16 protein-coding genes are annotated in these 19,738 nt (G+C 56.5%); 8 read left to right on the forward strand and 8 right to left on the reverse strand.

The features are described 5' to 3' along the window. Positions 1-287: 287 nt before the first annotated feature. From NNN71_RS03050 to NNN71_RS03060, 3 genes are all read right to left on the reverse strand, one after another. On the reverse strand, positions 288-1,004 hold the full coding sequence (locus NNN71_RS03050) for a phosphatase PAP2 family protein (protein WP_271457854.1): 717 nt from the start codon (positions 1,002-1,004) through the stop codon (positions 288-290). A 44-nt stretch (positions 1,005-1,048) separates the two neighbouring features. Continuing rightward, the gene (locus NNN71_RS03055) at positions 1,049-2,026 is read right to left on the reverse strand and encodes a CobW family GTP-binding protein (RefSeq protein WP_271457855.1); all 978 of its coding nucleotides are present in this window, start codon (positions 2,024-2,026) and stop codon (positions 1,049-1,051) included. A 122-nt stretch (positions 2,027-2,148) separates the two neighbouring features. Then, on the reverse strand, positions 2,149-3,615 hold the full coding sequence (locus NNN71_RS03060) for a mannitol dehydrogenase family protein (RefSeq protein WP_271457856.1): 1,467 nt from the start codon (positions 3,613-3,615) through the stop codon (positions 2,149-2,151). Positions 3,616-3,819: 204 nt separating this feature from the next. On the opposite strand from NNN71_RS03060, the gene uxuA reads away from it, so the two are divergent. Next, positions 3,820-5,010: a mannonate dehydratase gene (gene uxuA, locus NNN71_RS03065; protein ID WP_271457857.1), complete on the forward strand. Its 1,191-nt coding sequence runs from the start codon at positions 3,820-3,822 to the stop codon at positions 5,008-5,010. 180 nt (positions 5,011-5,190) lie between these two features. Here uxuA and yeiP read toward each other — a convergent pair whose 3' ends face one another. After that, the gene (gene yeiP / locus NNN71_RS03070; RefSeq protein WP_163447594.1) at positions 5,191-5,763 is read right to left on the reverse strand and encodes an elongation factor P-like protein YeiP; all 573 of its coding nucleotides are present in this window, start codon (positions 5,761-5,763) and stop codon (positions 5,191-5,193) included. Positions 5,764-5,917: 154 nt separating this feature from the next. Between yeiP and NNN71_RS03075 the strand changes: the two genes are divergently transcribed. Beyond that, on the forward strand, positions 5,918-6,172 hold the full coding sequence (locus tag NNN71_RS03075; protein WP_163447595.1) for a YkgJ family cysteine cluster protein: 255 nt from the start codon (positions 5,918-5,920) through the stop codon (positions 6,170-6,172). Here NNN71_RS03075 and setB read toward each other — a convergent pair. Beyond that, complete coding sequence (gene setB / locus NNN71_RS03080; RefSeq protein ID WP_271457858.1) at positions 6,169-7,350, reverse strand: sugar efflux transporter SetB; 1,182 nt, start codon at positions 7,348-7,350, stop codon at positions 6,169-6,171. The two genes, NNN71_RS03075 and setB, sit on opposite strands and share 4 nt — an antisense overlap. 361 nt (positions 7,351-7,711) lie before the next feature. On the opposite strand from setB, the gene fruB reads away from it, so the two are divergent. The 3 genes from fruB to fruA are packed head-to-tail and all read left to right on the forward strand — an operon-like array spanning position 7,712 to position 11,487. Further along, on the forward strand, positions 7,712-8,842 hold the full coding sequence (gene fruB, locus NNN71_RS03085) for a fused PTS fructose transporter subunit IIA/HPr protein (RefSeq protein ID WP_163447597.1): 1,131 nt from the start codon (positions 7,712-7,714) through the stop codon (positions 8,840-8,842). Beyond that, a complete protein-coding gene (gene fruK, locus NNN71_RS03090; protein WP_064544086.1) occupies positions 8,843-9,781 on the forward strand; it encodes a 1-phosphofructokinase in 939 nt (312 codons plus the stop codon). It abuts the gene before it with no gap. Between the two features lie 17 nt (positions 9,782-9,798). Beyond that, a complete protein-coding gene (gene fruA, locus NNN71_RS03095; RefSeq protein ID WP_167575420.1) occupies positions 9,799-11,487 on the forward strand; it encodes a PTS fructose transporter subunit IIBC in 1,689 nt (562 codons plus the stop codon). 120 nt (positions 11,488-11,607) lie between these two features. Here the strand turns inward: fruA and nfo are convergent, their stop codons facing one another. Together nfo and NNN71_RS03105 are read right to left on the reverse strand one after the other, a co-directional pair. Continuing rightward, positions 11,608-12,465 carry a deoxyribonuclease IV gene (gene nfo / locus NNN71_RS03100; protein ID WP_223803004.1) on the reverse strand — a complete coding sequence of 286 codons (858 nt, stop codon included), beginning with the start codon at positions 12,463-12,465 and terminating at the stop codon, positions 11,608-11,610. A 71-nt stretch (positions 12,466-12,536) separates the two neighbouring features. Further along, positions 12,537-13,589 (reverse strand): YeiH family protein, encoded by a 1,053-nt coding sequence (locus tag NNN71_RS03105; RefSeq protein ID WP_249023009.1) that lies wholly within the window; start codon positions 13,587-13,589, stop codon positions 12,537-12,539. 118 nt (positions 13,590-13,707) lie between these two features. Between NNN71_RS03105 and yieE the strand changes: the two genes are divergently transcribed. The 3 genes from yieE to cirA all read left to right on the forward strand — a co-directional run bounded on the left by yieE (position 13,708) and on the right by cirA (position 18,441). Continuing rightward, complete coding sequence (gene yieE / locus NNN71_RS03110) at positions 13,708-14,574, forward strand: DNA-binding transcriptional regulator YeiE (protein WP_163447601.1); 867 nt, start codon at positions 13,708-13,710, stop codon at positions 14,572-14,574. Positions 14,575-14,708: 134 nt separating this feature from the next. After that, positions 14,709-16,178, forward strand: coding sequence for an amino acid permease (locus NNN71_RS03115; RefSeq protein ID WP_163447602.1), 1,470 nt, complete (start codon positions 14,709-14,711; stop codon positions 16,176-16,178). Positions 16,179-16,473: 295 nt separating this feature from the next. After that, positions 16,474-18,441, forward strand: coding sequence for a catecholate siderophore receptor CirA (gene cirA / locus NNN71_RS03120; RefSeq protein WP_223803001.1), 1,968 nt, complete (start codon positions 16,474-16,476; stop codon positions 18,439-18,441). Between the two features lie 93 nt (positions 18,442-18,534). Here cirA and NNN71_RS03125 read toward each other — a convergent pair whose 3' ends face one another. Next, entirely contained in the window at positions 18,535-19,728 is a 1,194-nt protein-coding gene (locus NNN71_RS03125) for a glycoside hydrolase family 88 protein (protein ID WP_249023010.1), read from the reverse strand. Positions 19,729-19,738 lie beyond the last annotated feature (10 nt).

Consider the following 19,738-nt stretch of genomic DNA (forward strand, 5'->3'; position numbering starts at 1 on the left):
TTAATTTATGACCACAATAATTGCTCTTTGAAACGACAAACGCGAATGAGATTACCTTAACGAAAGCGGCATTGCGAGCGCTTTTGGCCGATTTTTTATAAGAAATAGTGATACACAAAGTTAAAATTTGTGAATGGGTAAAAATTCAGCGTTAGCGGGTAAAAAATCAACAACTCATTCATTATTAGAGTGAATATTGTGACCGGAAGATGACATTGATGAGGGAAATATAAAAAATAAAAAGAGGGCGATGGCCCTCTCTTTGGAATGTCAGATGGAAAGGTTATTTAATGACCTGATTTGAGTTTAGTGAAATAGGGTAAATTTCGCTCAAATAACCCAATCACTCTATCGCTTAATGGCGTCATCAGTACCCACGGTACGCCAATCAAAACGGCGGTGAGTGAGCCGATGGCGATATCGGTAAACCAATGGGCGCCAATCATGACCCTTGGGAAGGCAAAAACCACAAAAATAACCAGTGAAATAAGAAATGCGCGACGGCCAAAATAGCGCCACATAAATGTGGCAAATATCAGCAGCATCATTCCGTGATCCCCCGGGAAGCTATCCCGGGAGCCGTCTTTGGTGGAGAAGGCAATAAAATCACTGACGCGGTGCACGCCCGGCAGAGAAACCGACGGGCTTCTGCGAGTGACGGGCATCAGGTGCTGCGCCAGCTGGTTGATGATCACCGCCGCCAGCAGCATCACCAGGCCAATAATGACGATATGGCGGCGGCCACCGGCATCCTCTTTGAGCCAGAAGCTCAGCATCAGGCAGCCCATTGCCAGCAGCGAACAGCCGTCAAAGGCGCGGTTATTGATGATGGCTAAAAACCATGCGTAGCCGAGGTTATCGGCGCTCAGCCACTGATTGAAAAAATGAAATATCGCCAGATCAACGGTCGACCACAGCCCGTGGTTCGCCGGCAGGAACCACGACATAAAGAGCGCAACGCCAGCGGCGTTAAGCAATAAAATCAGGGGAAAACGTGTACGCATCGTCATATTCACCGCAGTTAGTCTCGGCGCAAACCTTAGCGGTATCACCCTAAACGAAGTTTCAACAGCGCCGATTGTAGTGCATTCCAGTCGCTTTCAGCATCGTTAATCAGTTCAATACGGCTATCGGGCGGCGCGACGTTTTGCGTTTCGATATGCAGGTCTGCCCCCTGACGGTTAATACGCACCAGGCCTTCAGGAATGCGCATCACCGCCTTTAGTCTGGCAACCGGGGCGAGTCGCGCCCACTCCAGCAGGCCGATGGTGTCAAAGGTCGTATCGGCATCAAAAATCCATCCGCAGGCATAATAACCCTGACCCTGGTTCACGCTACGACGCCAGCGCTGATGTTCCGGCAGACTTAACGCCGCCAGGCCCTTGTTCGAGGGATGTGAGTGAGAGTGGGCGGCGCTGGCTTTCAGTTCAACCCGATTGCGGCGAGGAATATCAAGCAGGGCGACGTCGATATTGCCCTGGGTCGCGTCAACGCGCAGGCGCTCGCCGCCGTTCTGCTGCCACCATTCTGCCATCGCCCGTTGGCTCTCAGCGGTGGCGCGGTCGGCTTTATTGCTGACGATAATATCGGCGGACGCCAGCTGATCGCGGAAATTTTCGTTATGCAGGACCTTTTCGTCCAGCAACTGGCGTGAGTCCATCACGCAGAGTGTGGCTCGCAGGTCGATCCATGGCTCATAGACCGGCGCGGTGAGCAAATCGAGAATTTGCTTCGGATGGCCCAGGCCGGTTGGCTCAATCAGCAGACGATCCGGTTTCCCCTGGCGCAGCAGCGTGTTTAAGCCGACCTGCATGGGCAGACCGTTGACGCAACACATGCAGCCACCGGGAATTTCCTTCAGCAGTGCGCCGCTGTCGGCCAGCAGTGCGCCATCAATGCCCACCTCGCCAAATTCGTTGACCAGGACGGCCCATTTTTCATCGGCGGGTTTATGGGACAACAGGTGCAGAATGGAGGTAGTTTTACCGCTGCCGAGAAAGCCGGTGATCAGATTGGTTTTAGTCACGAAAACTCCGGGATGAAAGAGAACAGTGTTACCTGGATCACTTTATCCTGGCGAAAACGGGATCAAAAGAGAAGTCCTGAAGCGGGCCTGAGATTAAATGGCCCGCTTGATGGCAGGAAAAGTTAACGGTTGAGCGCCGTCAGCACCGCTTGGCGCGCGCCCTCACGGACAAGACTTTGCCAGGCTTGTTCCACGGCCTGCACAAACTGCGGGTTGGCGGGCAGGTCGCTGCCGAAGATTTCTTGCAGCGTCAGCAGGGCCGCCACGCGGTTTTCATCATGGCTGGTTTCAACGATAGCGCGAATTTTCTCGGCCAGCGGATCGCGAATATCAATGGCATTGCCCATATCATCCACGCCGCTCACGTAGCGCATCCAGGCCGCCACGCCCAGCGCCAGCAGCGGCCAGGGGCTACCCTGTTTAAGATGAATACGAATACCGTCGAGCAGGCGCTGCGGCAGCTTCTGACTGCCGTCCATGGCGATTTGCCAGGTGCGATGCTGGAGCGCCGGGTTGCTGAAACGCTCGATCAGGCTGTCGGCATAGGCGCCCAGATCTACGCCGGAAATACGCAGGGTCGGCGCTTGTTCTGCCATCATCAGGTGACGTGCGGCGCGGCGGTAGGAAGCGTCCTGCATACAGTCGCTGATGTGCGCGTAGCCCGCCAGATAGCCGAGGTAGGCGAGGAAGGAATGACTGCCGTTGAGCATCCGTAGCTTCATCTCTTCCCACGGCAGTACGTCGTCAACCAGTTGTGCACCCACGCTGCCCCAGTCCGGACGCCCAGCGACGAAGTTATCTTCAATGACCCACTGAATAAACGGCTCGCAGCTGATGGCGCAAGGGTCTTCCACGCCAAGCTCGCGGGTGATTTCCGCCAGCGACGCGTCGGTGGCTGCCGGAACGATACGGTCAACCATGGTGCCGGGGAAACTGACATGTTCGGCAATCCAGCTTGCCAGTTGCGGATCGCGTTTAGCCGCCATGTCCAGCACCGCGTTTTTCACCACGTGGCCGTTGTCGGGAATGTTATCACAGGAGAGTACGGTGAATGCCGGCAGGCCGCGCTCGCGACGGCGGTGCAGCGCTTCGACAAGGATCCCCGGCGCGGAATGCGGCTCGTCAGGTGATTGCAGATCGTGGACGATCCTCGGTTGGGTCAGATCCAGATGCCCGGTGGCCGGATCGATGCAATAGCCTTTTTCGGTAATGGTCAGAGAGACAATCGCCACCTGAGGTTCGCAGAACTTTTCGATGATCGCCGCCAATGAATCGAGCCTGGCGCTCAGGCACTCTTTTACTGCGCCAATAATAATCGGCTGGTTACCCGCCGCACTTTTCTCCATGACGGTAAACAGATGATCCTGCTGACGCAGCTGGCTCATCAGCTGGTCGCCGCTGAACAGGCTGATTTCGCAGATTCCCCAGTCGCCGCCGTGCTGATTGAGCACCCGGTTGGTCAACAGCGCCTGGTGCGCGCGGTGAAAGGCGCCAAAACCGAAATGCACAATTCGCGAACGCAGCTGTTGCCTATCATATTGAGGTAACTGCACGTTGGCGGGGAGGGTGCACGAGGCGATTGTCTTCATTGTCTATACATCCGATTAACGATTAATTAACGTCGGCAGTGTAAAGTTATATGACAGCAAATTGAATTGGTGTGCCGTATTTATCGCGTTAGTGTGAGCTGGATCAATCAATCCCGGCGGATTATTTGACGCTCCGGAATAAACATGTATGGTAGTCGTCATTAACAGCGATTTTATTGGTATAACAACTTTAGAGGTGAGGCAATGGAACAAACCTGGCGTTGGTACGGCCCGAACGATCCGGTATCTCTTGATGATGTGCGTCAGGCTGGCGCTACCGGCGTAGTCACGGCATTGCACCATATCCCGAACGGTCAGGTGTGGCCGGTAGAAGAAATCAAAGCGCGTCAGGCGCTGTTGGCGGAAAAAGGGCTGACCTGGTCCGTCGTCGAAAGTATTCCGGTGCACGAAGATATCAAAACCGGTTCTGGCCAGTTCCAGACCTGGATTGCTAACTATCAGCAGAGCATCCGCAACCTGGCGGAATGCGGTATCGACACCGTATGCTACAACTTCATGCCGATCCTCGACTGGACGCGTACCGACCTTGAGTACACCCTTGAAGACGGCTCTAAAGCGCTGCGTTTTGACCAGATCGCGTTTGCGGCTTTCGAGCTGCATATCCTGAAACGCGAAGGCGCTGAAGCGGATTACTCCGCTGAAGAACAGCGTCAGGCGCTGGACTATTTCAACGCGATGAGCGAAGCGGAAGTCACTAAACTGACCCGTAACATCATTGCCGGCCTGCCGGGCGCGGAAGAGGGCTATACCCTGGACCAGTTCCGCGCGCGTCTGGCCGAATACGATCACATCAGTAAAGATCAGCTGCGTGAAAACATGGCCGTATTCCTGCGCGCGATTGTGCCGGTTGCGGAAGAAGTGGGCGTGCGCCTTGCCGTACACCCGGACGATCCGCCGCGCCCAATCCTCGGCCTGCCGCGTATCGTTTCCACCATTGAAGATATGCAGTGGCTGAAAGAAACCGTTAACAGCATCAACAACGGCTTCACCATGTGCACCGGTTCTTACGGCGTGCGCGCCGATAACGACCTGGTGAAAATGATTGAAACCTTCGGCGATCGTATCCACTTCACGCACCTGCGCTCTACCTGCCGTGAAGACAACCCGAAAACCTTCCACGAAGCCGCGCACCTGCAGGGCGACGTGAACATGGTTGCCGTGGTTGACGCAATCCTGACCGAAGAGCAGCGTCGTAAGAAAGCGGGCGACCTGCGTCCAATTCCGATGCGTCCTGACCACGGTCACCAGATGCTGGACGACCTGAAGAAGAAAACCAACCCGGGCTACTCCGCGATTGGTCGTCTGAAAGGTCTGGCGGAAGTGCGCGGCGTTGAGCTGGCGCTGAAAATGACTAAGTTCCGCGACCTGCTGTAAAGACGATTTCCCCGTCCTGATTCTCTCCTCAGGAGCGAGTCAACCGTCGCGGTGCCCTTGGGCCTCGAGGTGCGCACCGCGCGGTTTTTTCTCTCTGCTTTTGGGGGGAAGGACAATACAGCAAGTATAAAAAAGGACAGCCATTTGGCTGTCCTTTTTTTGCTATGTGAAAACCAGCGCTTAGTCCGCGCGGCCCATATAGCGTTTTTCTTCGATATGGATGCGGATCTTCTCGCCGGTGGTCAGGTATTCCGGCACCTGCACAACTAAACCGGTGGTCAGGGTAGCCGGCTTGGTACGAGAGCTGGCGGATGCGCCTTTGATGCCCGGTGCGGTTTCAACGATTTCCAGATCGACCGTCTGCGGCAGTTCCAGCGCCAGCACCTGGCCGTCCCACAACAGCACCTGCATGTCCGGCATGCCGCCTTCCGGGATAAACTGCAGCTCTTCCGCAATCTGGTCGTGGGAGAAGACATACGGGGTATAGTCTTCTTTATCCATGAACACGTATTCGTTGCCGTCGATATAGGAGAAGTCAACGAAGCGGCGGTTCAGGGTCACGGTATCAACCATGTCGTCGCCTTTGAAGCGTTCTTCAACTTTCAGACCGGTGCTGACGTCAGAAAAACGCATTTTGTACAGCGTTGCTGCGCCACGGGCGCTTGGTGACTGAATATCAATGTTTTTTACAATCAGCAGTTTGCCGTTGTAATTCAGCACCATACCTTTTTTAATTTCGTTCGCTCTTGGCATTGCAATTATCCTGTGAAATAGGGGGCTAAAATATCGCGTAAAAGTACTCGCGCCGGGCGTTTCAGGCAAGCGGAATTAAAGGCTTTTGCTAACCCTCATTAAAAGGTGGTACTGTGCGCCACAACCACCTTGTCACCTTAACAGAGAACCCGCGATGGAATGTCGTCCGGACTGCGGGGCTTGCTGCACTGCACCTTCTATATCCAGCCCGATCCCCGGTATGCCCAACGGCAAGCCGGCTAACACGCCCTGTGTGCAGTTGGATGAGAATCAGCGCTGTAAAATTTTCACTTCGCCTCTGCGCCCGAAGGTGTGTGCTGGGCTCCAGCCCGCGCGCGACATGTGCGGCGCGAGCCGGGAAGAGGCGATGACCTGGCTTCTGGATCTTGAAGCGTTGACGGCGCCCTAAACGTCTTTAATGCGCATCAGACAGCCGATGGTGGCGACGCACAGCACCAGCGCAATCCAGAACACGGTGTGATAGTTCCAGATTTCCGCCACCACGCCCGCCAGTGAACCGGCGATAATCCAGCCCACGCGCGAGGTGTTGGCGTACAGCGTCGTGGCTGACCCGGCCTGGCCTGGCATGAGATCCTGGAAGTAGAGCATGCCAATCCCGCCGAGAATACCGATATAAACCGCGTTCAGCAGCTGCATCGCCAGCAGCAGCGCTGGGCTGTTGAAGGTCAACATACCGATATAGAAGCATAGCCCCGCAACCGCCGCGACGCGCATCAGGAAGCGTTTACCCAGTCGTTTGGCAAAGTAACCCGCAATCAGCATCGTCGGGATTTCCAGCCCGGCGGCGGTGCCCATCATCACCCCGGCCAGCTTTTCCGGCAGGTGCAGTTCGTTGATGATGTACAGCGGCATGTTGATAATGTAGAGGCTGTTGGTTCCCCACATCAGGGTACAGATGACAAACAGCAGCAACGCATCTTTGCGGTTGGTGCGCGGTGCCTGAATGGCGCCGCTAACGGCCACTTTCTCTTTGCGCATGGTCGGCAGAAACAGCCAGACCATCGCCCCGCACACCACAAATGCCACTGCCGCAGACAGATACATCACCGTGAAACCGAAACCCATCGCCAGCGCATAGGCCAGCGGCGGGCCGATCACCCATGCCAGCGACACCTGGGCGCGCATGATGGAACTGAACATCACCGCTTCACGGCCCGTTTTATCCGCATGCTCACGGGCGAGAGCAAACATCTGCGGGTTGGCGGTAGAGCCGAAACTGCTGAGGAACACACCCACGAACAGCAGGATGAAGTAGTTGCGGTTCCAGGCAAACAATACGCAGGCCAGCACGCCAAGCAGGCAACAGAAGACGATCAGGTTTTTCCGGTCGCCGCGTTTATCCGAGTAGCCTGCCAGAAACTGGCTGACGAAAATGCCAATCACCGCGCTTCCCGTAAAGAAAAAACCGACCATTGCCGGGCGGACGTGGACCTCATTACTGAGAAACAGGCTCAGCGTCGGCGTTTGCAGCGCACCGGCGATACCGGTTAAAAACGCGACGATCAAAAAAGAGGTCGAGGTGAAATCAAGCGATCGCCGTGGGGCGGCGGCGGTACTGTTTTGCATGGTGTTGTATCGGTCACTGTAGGAGAGGCGGCGAGTTTACGCCGCGAGCCAGATTATGAACAGTCACCTAAATCAAATTTGCACGGAAAATTAAAAACGCATTTCAAAAAACGAGCTTACATCATGCTGAAGTGGTGAAGGTGAGCGTCATCCCGCTTCAGCAAATGTGGCAATAATGCTAACGAAATGTGCTGTGGATCTAATTTATGCGATCAATTTGCCAGCAAAACTTGCAGGCTGATTAAGAAAGGCACAGAATTATTGAAACGTTTCAGCGTCGTCTTCCGCAGTAACTCAGGCAGGTACGACGATTTTTTCTCACAAAAGCTGAATCGATTCAATTCGGCGAGCGAGGGGAACCATGTTCCAGTTAACTGTTCAGGATATCCATCCCGGCCAGCAGGCCGCAAATAAAGAAGAGGCTATTCGCCAGGTTGCCGCTGCGCTGGTTAGCGCGGGTAACGTTGCGGAAGGCTACGTCGCCGGCATGCTGGCGCGTGAGCAACAAACCTCCACATTCTTAGGTAACGGCATTGCGATTCCGCACGGTACTACCGATACCCGCGATCAGGTGCTGAAAACCGGCGTTCAGGTTTACCAGTTTCCGCAGGGCGTAACCTGGGGTGAAGGGCAGACCGCCTATGTCGCCATTGGTATTGCCGCCAGCTCCGATGAGCACCTTGGCCTGCTGCGTCAGCTGACGCACGTGCTGAGCGATGACGAAGTAGCTGAACAGCTGAAGACCGCCACCACCGCGGAAGAACTTCGCGCCTTGTTGATGGGTGAAAAACAGAGCGAAGCGCTGAAGCTGGACAACGACATGTTGTCTCTGGACGTTGCCGCCAGCGATCTGGTGACGCTGCAGGCGCTGAACGCCGCGCGGCTGAAAGAAGCCGGTGCTGCGGATGCGAACTTCGTGGCGAAAGTGATCAACGAGCAGCCGCTGAATCTGGGGCAGGGCATCTGGCTGAGCGACAGTGCGGAAGGCAACCTGCGCAGCGCTATCGCGGTAAGCCGTGCGGCCACTCCGTTTGCTGTAGGCGAGGAGACGGCTTCCGTGCTGCTCACCGTGGCGATGGCCGATACGCAGCCAACCGCGGTGCTGAACCGCCTGGTCAACCTGCTGCTCGACAACAAAGCTGAACGTCTGCTGAAAGCTGATGCCGCCACGCTGCTGGCATTGCTGACCAGCGATGATGCAGCGGCTGATGATGTGCTGAGCGAAGAGTTCGTGGTGCGTAACGAACACGGTCTGCACGCTCGTCCGGGCACCATGCTGGTAAATACCATTAAACAGTTTAACAGTGACATCACCGTCACCAACCTCGACGGCAGCGGTAAACCGGCTAACGGTCGCAGCCTGATGAAGGTGGTCGCGTTGGGTGTCAAAAAAGGTCATCGTCTGCGCTTTACCGCCCAGGGAGATGATGCTCGCCAGGCGCTGGACGCCATTGGCGAAGCCATTGCTTCAGGCCTTGGGGAGGGCGCATAAATGAGCAGAAGAGTAGCCACAATTACCTTAAACCCGGCCTATGATTTGGTAGGGTTCACGCCAGAAATCGAACGCGGTGAAGTCAACCTGGTGCGTACCACCGGGCTGCACGCGGCGGGTAAAGGCATCAACGTGGCAAAAGTGCTGAAAGATCTCGGCATCGATGTGACCGTTGGCGGCTTCCTGGGGAAAGACAACCAGGACGGTTTTCAGCAGCTGTTCAGCGAGCTGGGTATTGCCAACCGTTTTCAGGTGGTGCAGGGCCGCACGCGCATTAACGTTAAGCTGACCGAAAAAGACGGTGAAGTCACTGACTTTAACTTCTCCGGTTTCGAAGTCACTCCGGCGGACTGGGAGCGTTTTGTCAACGATTCCCTGAGCTGGCTGGGCCAGTTCGACATGGTGTGCGTCAGCGGCAGCTTGCCTGCCGGCGTCAGCCCGGAAGCGTTCACCGACTGGATGACCCGTCTGCGCAGCCAGTGCCCTTGCATTATTTTTGACAGCAGCCGCGAAGCGCTGGTTGCGGGTTTGAAAGCCGCGCCGTGGCTGGTGAAACCGAACCGCCGCGAGCTGGAAATCTGGGCAGGCCGTAAGCTGCCTGAAATGAAAGATGTGATCGATGCCGCCCATGCGCTGCGTGAGCAGGGTATCGCCCACGTGGTGATTTCGCTGGGCGCGGAAGGCGCGCTGTGGGTGAATGCCTCCGGCGAGTGGATTGCCAAGCCGCCGTCAGTGGAAGTGGTCAGCACCGTAGGGGCAGGGGATTCGATGGTTGGCGGTCTGATTTATGGCCTGCTGATGCGCGAGTCCAGCGAGCACACCCTGCGTCTTGCCACCGCCGTTGCGGCGTTAGCGGTAAGCCAGAGCAACGTCGGGATCACCGATCGTACCCAGTTGGCCGCGATGATGGCGCGTGTCGACCTGAAACCTTTTAACTAACAGCAGGGGAGAGGCGTATGAAAACGCTGCTGATTATCGATGCCAAACTCGGACAGGCTCGTGCTTATATGGCGAAGACCCTGCTGGGCGCGGCGGCGCAGAAAGCGCGCCTGGAGTTAATTGATAACCCAAACGATGCCGAATTGGCCATCGTGCTGGGTTCCACGCTGCCAGCCGATACCGCGCTGGTAGGCAAACAGGTTTATCTTGGCGATATCAATCGCGCGGTTTCTCATCCGGAACTGTTCCTGAGCGAAGCCAAATCGCACGCGCTGCCCTATGAAGCTCCGGCGCAGGCCGAGCCGACGGCAACCGGCGCGGTGAAGCGTATTGTCGCGGTAACCGCATGCCCAACCGGCGTCGCGCACACCTTTATGGCGGCGGAAGCGATTGAAACCGAGGCCAAAAAGCGCGGCCTGTGGGTGAAAGTAGAAACCCGCGGTTCCGTGGGCGCTGGCAATGCCATCACGCCGGAAGAAGTTGAACAGGCTGACCTGGTTATCGTGGCGGCGGATATCGAAGTGGATCTGGCGAAATTTGCCGGTAAGCCGATGTATCGCACCACGACCGGCCTGGCGCTGAAGAAAACCGCGCAGGAGCTGGACAAAGCGATGGTCGAGGCCAAGCCGTACCAGCCTGCTGGTCAGAGCAAATCGCCTGCCGATGCGGCGAAAAAAGAGAGCGGCGGCGGGGCGTATCGTCACCTGCTGACCGGCGTTTCTTACATGCTGCCGATGGTGGTGGCGGGCGGTCTGTGTATCGCGCTCTCCTTCGCGTTTGGTATTAAAGCCTTTGAAGTCAAAGGTACGCTGGCCGCGGCGCTGATGCAGATCGGCGGTGGTTCAGCCTTTGCCCTGATGGTACCGGTGCTGGCAGGCTTTATTGCCTTCTCCATCGCTGACCGTCCGGGTCTGACGCCGGGTCTTATCGGCGGTATGCTGGCGGTGAGCGGCGGCTCCGGCTTTATCGGCGGTATCATTGCCGGTTTCCTGGCCGGTTACGTGGCGAAACTTATCAGTACTAAGCTGAAGCTGCCGCCGAGCATGGAAGCGCTGAAGCCGATTCTGATCATCCCGCTGGTCTCCAGCCTGATTGTCGGTCTGGCCATGATCTACCTGATCGGTACGCCGGTTGCGGCGCTGCTGAACTGGCTGACCCACTGGCTGCAAACCATGGGCACCGCTAACGCAGTCCTGCTGGGCGCTATCCTTGGGGCGATGATGTGTACCGATATGGGTGGTCCGGTGAACAAAGCGGCATACGCGTTCGGCGTGGGTCTGCTGTCTACCCAAACCTATGCACCGATGGCGGCGATTATGGCTGCCGGTATGGTGCCACCGCTGGCGATGGGTATCGCGACGCTGGTTGCGCGTAACAAGTTCGACAAAGGTCAACGTGAAGGCGGTAAAGCGGCGCTGGTGCTGGGGCTGTGCTTTATCTCTGAAGGGGCGATTCCGTTCGCTGCCCGTGACCCGATGCGCGTTCTGCCATGCTGTATCGTTGGCGGCGCGGTAACCGGCGCTATCTCGATGGCGGTAGGCGCGAAGCTGATGGCACCGCACGGTGGTCTGTTTGTTCTGCTGATTCCTGGCGCTATCACGCCGGTGCTGGGCTACCTGATTGCGATTGTCGCGGGTACGCTGGTGGCGGGCCTCTCTTACGCGGTGCTGAAGCGCCCGGAAGGTGAAGTTGCGGTAAAAGCGTAAGCGTTCAGTGAATGTGAAAAAGGGCCGATGATTCGGCCCTTTTTTTACGTCTGATGGCGGCTACGCTTTATCATGCCAACCCGAATCAGTAGGCCCGGTAAGCGCAGCGCCACCGGGCAATCAAGCAGCAGCGGACTCAGTCTGCTGCGCTTTCAGCCACGCAATTTCTTCCGCCCAGATATCCGGATTAATGGTTTCCAGCACCAGCGGGATACCGTCAAAACGCTCATCCTGCATGATAAAGCGGAACGCGTCGTGGCCGATGTTACCTTCGCCCAGACTATGGTGGCGGTCAACGCGGCTGCCGAACTCGCTTTTGGCGTCGTTCAGGTGCATACCGCGCAGGTACTGGAAGCCGACAATACGTTCAAATTCCGCGAAGGTGTCTGCGCAGGCTTCTTTGGTGCGCAGGTCGTAGCCGGCGGCAAAAGCGTGGCAGGTATCAATGCATACGCCGACGCGCGACTTGTCTTCTACGCCGTCAATAATGGCCGCCAGATGCTCAAACTTAAAGCCGAGGTTGCTGCCCTGGCCCGCCGTGTTCTCAATCACTGCCGTCACACCTTCGGTTTGCGCCAGTGCGATGTTGATAGACTCGGCAATCCGCGCCAGACATTTGTCTTCATCAATCTGCAACAGGTGGCTGCCCGGATGGAAGTTCAGCAACGTCAGCCCCAGTTGCTGACAGCGCGTCAGCTCGTCGATAAAAGCTTCCCGGGATTTCTCCAGCGCTTCTTCAACCGGATGGCCGAGGTTAATCAGGTAGCTGTCGTGCGGCAGAATTTGCGCCGGCGTGTAGTGATATTTTTCACAAGCGGCTTTGAAGTCGTCGATAATCTCGGTGGTCAACGGCGCGGCGCGCCACTGACGCTGATTTTTGGTGAACAGGGCGAAAGCGGTCGCTTCGATTTCCGCAGCCCGAATTGCGGCGTTGGCCAGACCGCCTGCGGCGCTGACGTGCGCTCCGATGTATTTCATAAAAAGTAAACCCGCCATACTCAAATTGGGAGAGTGAGTATAGCGGGTTCAGGGGGGTTAGTCGTTGTCGATTATGCCATCAGGTAATGAATCGCGTAGTTAATCGCACCGCCGCCAACAATCAGCCAGATGAACAGCACCAGCGCCATCATCAGCGGTTTCGCACCGGCTTTTTTCAGTGCGCTAACGTGAGTGGTCACACCCAGCGCCGCCATGGCCATCGCCAGCAGGATGGTGTCCAGCGTAATCAGCATTTGCACAACGCTGTTGGGCAGCAGATGGAACGAGTTAAAGATAGTGACCACGATGAACATGATGGCAAACCATGGGATCGTGATTTTACTTTTCTGCGCCGCGCCTGCCGGAGCCAGCTGTTTTACTCGCGCTGCCATAAACAGCAGGAACGGAGCCAGCATCATCACGCGCAGCATTTTGGCAATCACCGCCGCGTTTTCGGTTTCCGGCGTCACCGCATGACCGGCTGCCACTACCTGCGCGACTTCGTGCATGGTCGAACCGATGTAAATGCCGTAGGTTTCAGGGGTAAACCAGTGCGCCAGCAGCGGGTACATGGCCGGGTAGATAAAGATAGCCAGCGTCCCGAAAATCACCACCGTTGCGACCGCGACGGTCACTTTGCTGGCTTCGGCTTTAACAACAGGCTCGGTTGCCAGTACCGCCGCAGCACCACAGATGCTGCTACCGGCGCCAATCAGCCAGCTGGTGTGTTTGTCCAGACCGAACACTTTCTGCCCGAGCCAGCAGGCCATCATAAAGGTACTGCACAACGTCAGGGCGTCGATAACAATTCCGCTCACGCCCACGTCAGCAATCTGGGCGAAGGTCAGACGAAAACCGTAAAGAATGATGCCCAGACGCAGTAAATGCTGTTTAGCGAACAGCACGCCGCCGTCGCACGACTGCCAGAGTTTCGGGTAAATCGTGTTACCAATCACCATCCCAAACAGGATGGCCAGCGTCAGTGCGCTCATGCCGACGCCTGCTACGGCCGGGATATTGCCGATCCAGACTGCCGCGCCGGTAATCACGGCGCTCAGTGCGAGCCCTGGGATAAAATGTTTGATACCGCGATGATGATGCGTTTCTAAGGTGACCTGTGTCATAACCTTCTCCTTTGTCTGGCTAAAAGGTTACGCTCGGCTGGCTTAAAGGTAAAATTGATTATATATTTATAATTAATCGTAATAACTGGTAAGGGCGGCTCTTGCGGGCTGAAAACATATGCATATCACGCTGCGGCAGTTAGAAGTTTTTGCGGAAGTGCTGAAAAGCGGTTCGACGACTCAGGCTTCGCAGATGTTGGCGCTGTCGCAGTCGGCGGTCAGCGCGGCGCTCACTGACCTTGAGGGGCAGCTCGGCGTTCAACTCTTCGACCGCGTCGGCAAGCGGCTGGTGGTCAATGAGCACGGACGGCTGCTGTACCCGCGCGCGCTGGCGTTGCTGGAGCAGGCGGGCGAAATTGAACAGCTGTTCCGTGAAGATAACGGCGCCATCCGCGTGTATGCGAGCAGTACTATCGGCAACTATATTTTGCCGGAGATTATCGCGCGCTATCGCAAAGATTTTCCTTCGCTGCCGCTGGAGCTGAGCGTGGGCAACAGCCAGGATGTGATTAACGCCGTGGCCGATTTCCGCGTCGATATTGGCCTGATTGAGGGGCCGTGCCATTCGGCGGATATCATTGCCGAACCGTGGCTGGAGGATGAGCTGGTGGTGTTCTCCGCGCCAGACAGCGCCTGGCTGCAGGGTGAGGTCACGCTGGAAAAGCTGGCGATGGTGCCGTGGATCCTGCGTGAGAAAGGCTCTGGCACGCGTGAAATCGTTGATTATTTACTGCTTTCACATCTGCCGCAGTTCCAGATGGGAATGGAGTTGGGTAACTCAGAGGCCATCAAACACGCCGTGCGCCATGATTTGGGCGTCAGTTGCCTGTCGCGGCGGGTGATTGCCGAGCAGCTCGAGGCCGGTACGCTGAAGGAGGTGACTATCCCGCTACCGAAGCTGAGCCGCACGCTGTGGCGCATCCATCATCGGCAAAAGCATCTTTCTAATGCTCTGAAGCGCTTTTTGCACTACTGCGATATCTAAAACCGCCAGTGGATGCTTTACTTATAATAAGAGACCAATCATGAAGGTCTCTTATAACTGCGCATTTCTACCGTGATATAGCGGAATCGTCTGCTACAATCGCGCCTCATTTTTTGGATGGATAGCATTTTCACATGGGTTCCGAAACGAAAACCACACAAGCGCCCGCGTTACGTCGCGAACTCAAGGCGCGTCACCTGACGATGATCGCCATTGGCGGTTCTATCGGTACGGGTCTGTTTGTTGCGTCCGGCGCAACCATTTCTCAGGCGGGCCCGGGCGGCGCGCTGTTTTCCTATATTCTGATTGGCCTGATGGTCTACTTCCTGATGACCAGTCTGGGCGAGCTGGCGGCTTATATGCCGGTATCCGGCTCTTTTGCCACCTACGGTCAGAACTATGTGGAAGAGGGCTTCGGCTTCGCGCTGGGCTGGAACTACTGGTACAACTGGGCGGTGACCATCGCCGTTGACCTCGTGGCCGCGCAGCTGGTGATGAGCTGGTGGTTCCCGGACACGCCGGGCTGGATCTGGAGCGCGCTGTTCTTGTGCGTTATCTTCCTGCTGAACTACATCTCTGTGAAGGGATTCGGCGAAGCGGAATACTGGTTCTCGCTGATCAAAGTGGCGACCGTGATTATCTTCATCGTCGTTGGCATTATGATGATCCTCGGTATCTTCAAGGGCGCGCAGCCGGTCGGCTGGAGCAACTGGACAACCGGTGACGCGCCGTTTGCTGGCGGCCTGTCGGCGATGATCGGCGTGGCAATGATTGTCGGTTTCTCTTTCCAGGGCACCGAGCTGATTGGTATCGCGGCGGGTGAATCTGAAGATCCGGAGAAGAATATACCGCGTGCTGTGCGTCAGGTGTTCTGGCGTATCCTGCTGTTCTATGTGTTCGCGATCCTGATCATCAGCCTGATTATTCCGTACACCGATCCAAGCCTGCTGCGTAACGACGTGAAGGATATCTCCGTCAGCCCGTTCACTCTGGTGTTCGAGCACGCGGGTCTGCTCTCTGCGGCGGCGATTATGAACGCCGTTATCCTGACGGCGGTACTGTCGGCGGGTAACTCCGGCATGTACGCCTCTACCCGTATGCTGTACACCCTGGCCTGCGATGGCAAAGCGCCGCGCATCTTCTCGAAGCTCTCCCGTGGCGGCGTGCCGCGTAACGCGCTGTATGCTACTACCGTGATTGCCGGTCTGTGCTTCCTGACCTCAATGTTCGGCAACCAGACCGTGTACCTGTGGCTGCTGAACACCTCCGGGATGACCGGCTTTATCGCCTGGCTGGGGATTGCGATTAGCCATTATCGCTTCCGCCGTGGTTACGTTATGCAGGGTCACGATATTAACAACCTGCCGTACCGCTCCGGGTTCTTCCCGCTGGGGCCGATCTTCGCCTTCGTGCTGTGCCTGATTATCACGCTGGGCCAGAACTACGAAGCGTTCCTCGCCGATACCATCGACTGGGGCGGCGTCGCGGCGACCTATATCGGTATCCCGTTGTTCCTGGTTATCTGGTTCGGCTACAAGCTGACCCGTGGTACGCACTTCGTTCGCTATAGCGAAATGCACTTCCCGGAACGCTTTAAGAAATAACGCGTCGGGTTCCCGGTGATAAAAAAACCTCTCTTCGGAGAGGTTTTTTTATGCGCGGCATTTTTGTTACGTCTTGACATAACTTTAAATAATCTTAATTGATAATTATTATCATTACTTTTATCATCCATGCCCATACAAATGGATGAAGCCACTTCCTTATCCCGGTGAAGCTGATGCCGGAGGGACCAGCCACATCTGCATAAAAAACAGGCCGCCAGTGAGCGGTATCAAGCAGCATTTGTGAGTAAGACCCTTTTGTTTTAATTCAGTATTCACCTCATGGAGAAAGGAAATGTTTAGGTTAAACCCCATCGTTCGGGGCGGACTGTGCGCGTCCGTAATGTCCCTGGCGCTGCCCGCAGCGGCCGCAGATAATGATGAAGTGCTGGTCGTGACGGCGGCGGCTACCGAACAAAGCGTAAAGGATGCCCCCGCGAGCATCAGCGTCATTACCCAGGAAGACTTGCAGCGCAAGCCTGTGCAGAACCTGAAAGATGTGCTGAAAGAAGTGCCGGGCGTCCAGCTCACCAACGAGGGGGATAACCGTCAGGGCGTCAGCATTCGCGGCCTGGACAGCAGCTACACCCTGATTCTCATCGACGGTAAACGCGTTAACTCGCGAAACGCCGTTTTCCGCCACAACGACTTCGACCTGAACTGGATCCCGGTTGACGCCATCGAACGTATCGAAGTGGTGCGCGGCCCAATGTCTTCCCTCTACGGTTCTGATGCGCTGGGCGGCGTGGTGAATATCATCACCAAAAAAATCGGCGCGAAATGGACCGGTTCCGTCACTGCCGATACTACCATTCAGGAACATCGCGATCGCGGCGATACCTGGAACGGCCAGTTCTTCACCTCCGGCCCGCTGGTGGACGGCGTGCTGGGCATGAAGGCGTTTGGGAGCCTGTCGAAGCGCGAGAAGGATAGTCCGCAGAGTTCGACGACCAGCACCACCGGCGAATCACCGCGCATCGAGGGTTACACCAGCCGCGACGGTAACGTGGAGTTTGCCTGGACGCCGAATGAAAATAACGACATCACCGCCGGTTACGGTTTCGACCGACAGGACCGTGATTCCGATTCTCTCGACCGTAACCGTCTGGAGCGCCAGAACTACTCGCTGAGCCACAACGGACGCTGGGATTTAGGTAACAGCGAACTGAAGTATTACGGCGAAAAGGTGGTCAACAAGAATCCGGGCAATAGCAGTAATATCACTTCGCAAAGTAACACCATCGACGGCAAATACGTGCTGCCGCTGGGGGCGATTAATCAACTGGTGACCTTTGGCGGCGAATGGCGTCACGATAAGCTGAGCGATCCGGTCAACCTGACCGGCGGCTCCAGCAGCGAAACCTCCGCCAGCCAGTATGCGCTGTTCCTCGAAGACGAGTGGCGCATCTTCGAACCGCTGGCGCTGACCACCGGGATCCGTATGGACGATCACCAGACCTATGGCGACCACTGGAGCCCGCGTGCGTATCTGGTGTATAGCGCCACCGATACGCTAACGGTGAAAGGGGGCTGGGCCACCGCGTTTAAAGCGCCATCGCTGCTTCAGCTTAGCCCAGACTGGAGTTCCAACTCGTGCCGCGGCGGCTGTCGTATTGTCGGTAGCCCGGACCTGAAACCGGAAACCAGCGAAAGCTTTGAAATCGGTCTTTATTACCAGGGGGAAGAGGGCTGGCTGGAAGGCGTGCAGGGCAGCGTAACCACCTTCCAGAACGATATTGACGATATGATTAACGTGAGTCGTACGCGCGATCGCAACGCCGCGCCGGGCTACCCGAACTTTGTCGGCTTTGACAATGGCGTGCCGGTATTCTCCTACTATAACGTCAATAAAGCGCGTATTCGTGGTGTGGAAACCGAGCTGAAGGTGCCGTTTGGCGATGAGTGGAAGGTGACGCTGAACTATACCTACAATGACGGTCGCGATCTGAGCAACGGCGAGGATAAACCGCTACAGGAACTGCCGTTCCATACCGCGAATGGGCGTCTGGACTGGACGCCGGTGCAGGACTGGTCGTTCTACCTGGCGGCACGCTATAACGGCAAGCAGCGCGCGGTGAGCGAAACCTCCAAAACGCCGGGCGGTTACACCACCTGGGATCTCGGCGGGGCGTGGCAGGCAACCAAGGATATCAAGCTGCGCGCGGGCGTGCTGAACCTCGGGGATAAAGATCTGTCGCGCGACGACTACAGCTATAACGAAGATGGCCGCCGCTACTTTATGGCAGTGGATTACCGCTTCTAACCAGTGATGATGGTCGTGCCGGGTTTTACCCTGCGCGACCATATTGCGCGCTCGCGTAGGCCCGATAAGCGTAGCGCCATCGGGCAACCTCTCTTACCAGTAGCTACGCCAGTTCTGTACCGCCCGCGTGATCGCTTCCATCAGGAAGTAATCCCCCCAGCTACAGCACTCGTTCACCCCAATTCCACCTTTGAAGTAGTACACCGAATGCTTCAGCAGCCCCTGGCCCGGCGTATGTTCACGATTCACATAACCGTCGATCATATTGCCGATCATGCGTAGCGCCAGCGTCTCGTAGCTCTCCTTATCCGGATGTGTCGCCGGGAGATGTTTTACTAATTCCAGCAGCGCGCAGGCGACAATGGCTGCTGCTGAACTGTCGCGTTCGCTGGTAGGGTCGGTGAGCGCCAGATCCCAATAGCAGATAAGATCGTCTGGCAGACGATTCAGGTAATAGTTCGCCAGCGTCTGGCTGAGTTCCAGCAGGCGTTCGTCGCCGGTATACAGGTAGTTCAGCAGGAAGCCATAAACGCCCCATGCCTGGCCGCGCGCCCAGCAGGAGTCGTCGGAGAAGCCCTGATGGGTGTTGCCAAAGCGCGGTGCGCCGGTCTCAACGTCCATATACCAGGTGTGGAAGGTTGAGCCATCTTCACGCACGATATAGCGACGCGCGCGCTCAATATGCTGCTTTGCTGCCTCGGCGTAGCGCGGGTCGCCGCTCGCGCGGCTGGCCTCGTACAGCAGCGGCAGATTCATATTACAGTCGATGATCATACGCCCTTGCTGTTCGGGGTTGTTCAGCTCGCCCCAGGCCTGGATGATCCCGGCTTTTTCGTTATAGCGTTCCATCAGCGCTTCGGCAGCGAGCAGGGCGATATAGCCTGCTTCGCGGTTGCCGGTCAGGCGCTGGCCCGCCACGCATGACAGGCTGTAGAGGAAGCCCAGATCGTGGTGGTTAGTATGATCGCGGTTAATAATCCGCTGGCCGAACGAATGAATATGCTGCTCTGCAAGCGTGCGGTACTGTTCCTGCCCGGTCCATTCATAGGCCAGCCACAGCTGGCCGGTCCAGAAGCTGGTGGTCCACTCAATATTGTCGATGATGGGATAGATGCCTTTCTCGCAGGCCGCATCCGGAAAACGCTGACCAAAGTAGTCCGCGTTGCTCTCAATTGCTTTCAGCAGGTCGGGCATTATCCCGCGAATTTTACGGCCAAGTGCTTCACGTTCGCCCGGCTGGAGCGGTTGGCAGGCGAGCGGTTCTTTGCTGATCGTTTCAGACGTCATGCTGTCATAT

Origin of the sequence: Kluyvera sp. Awk 3 (genome assembly GCF_028069715.1) — a bacterium.
Classification (GTDB): Bacteria; Pseudomonadota; Gammaproteobacteria; order Enterobacterales; family Enterobacteriaceae; genus Kluyvera; species Kluyvera georgiana_A.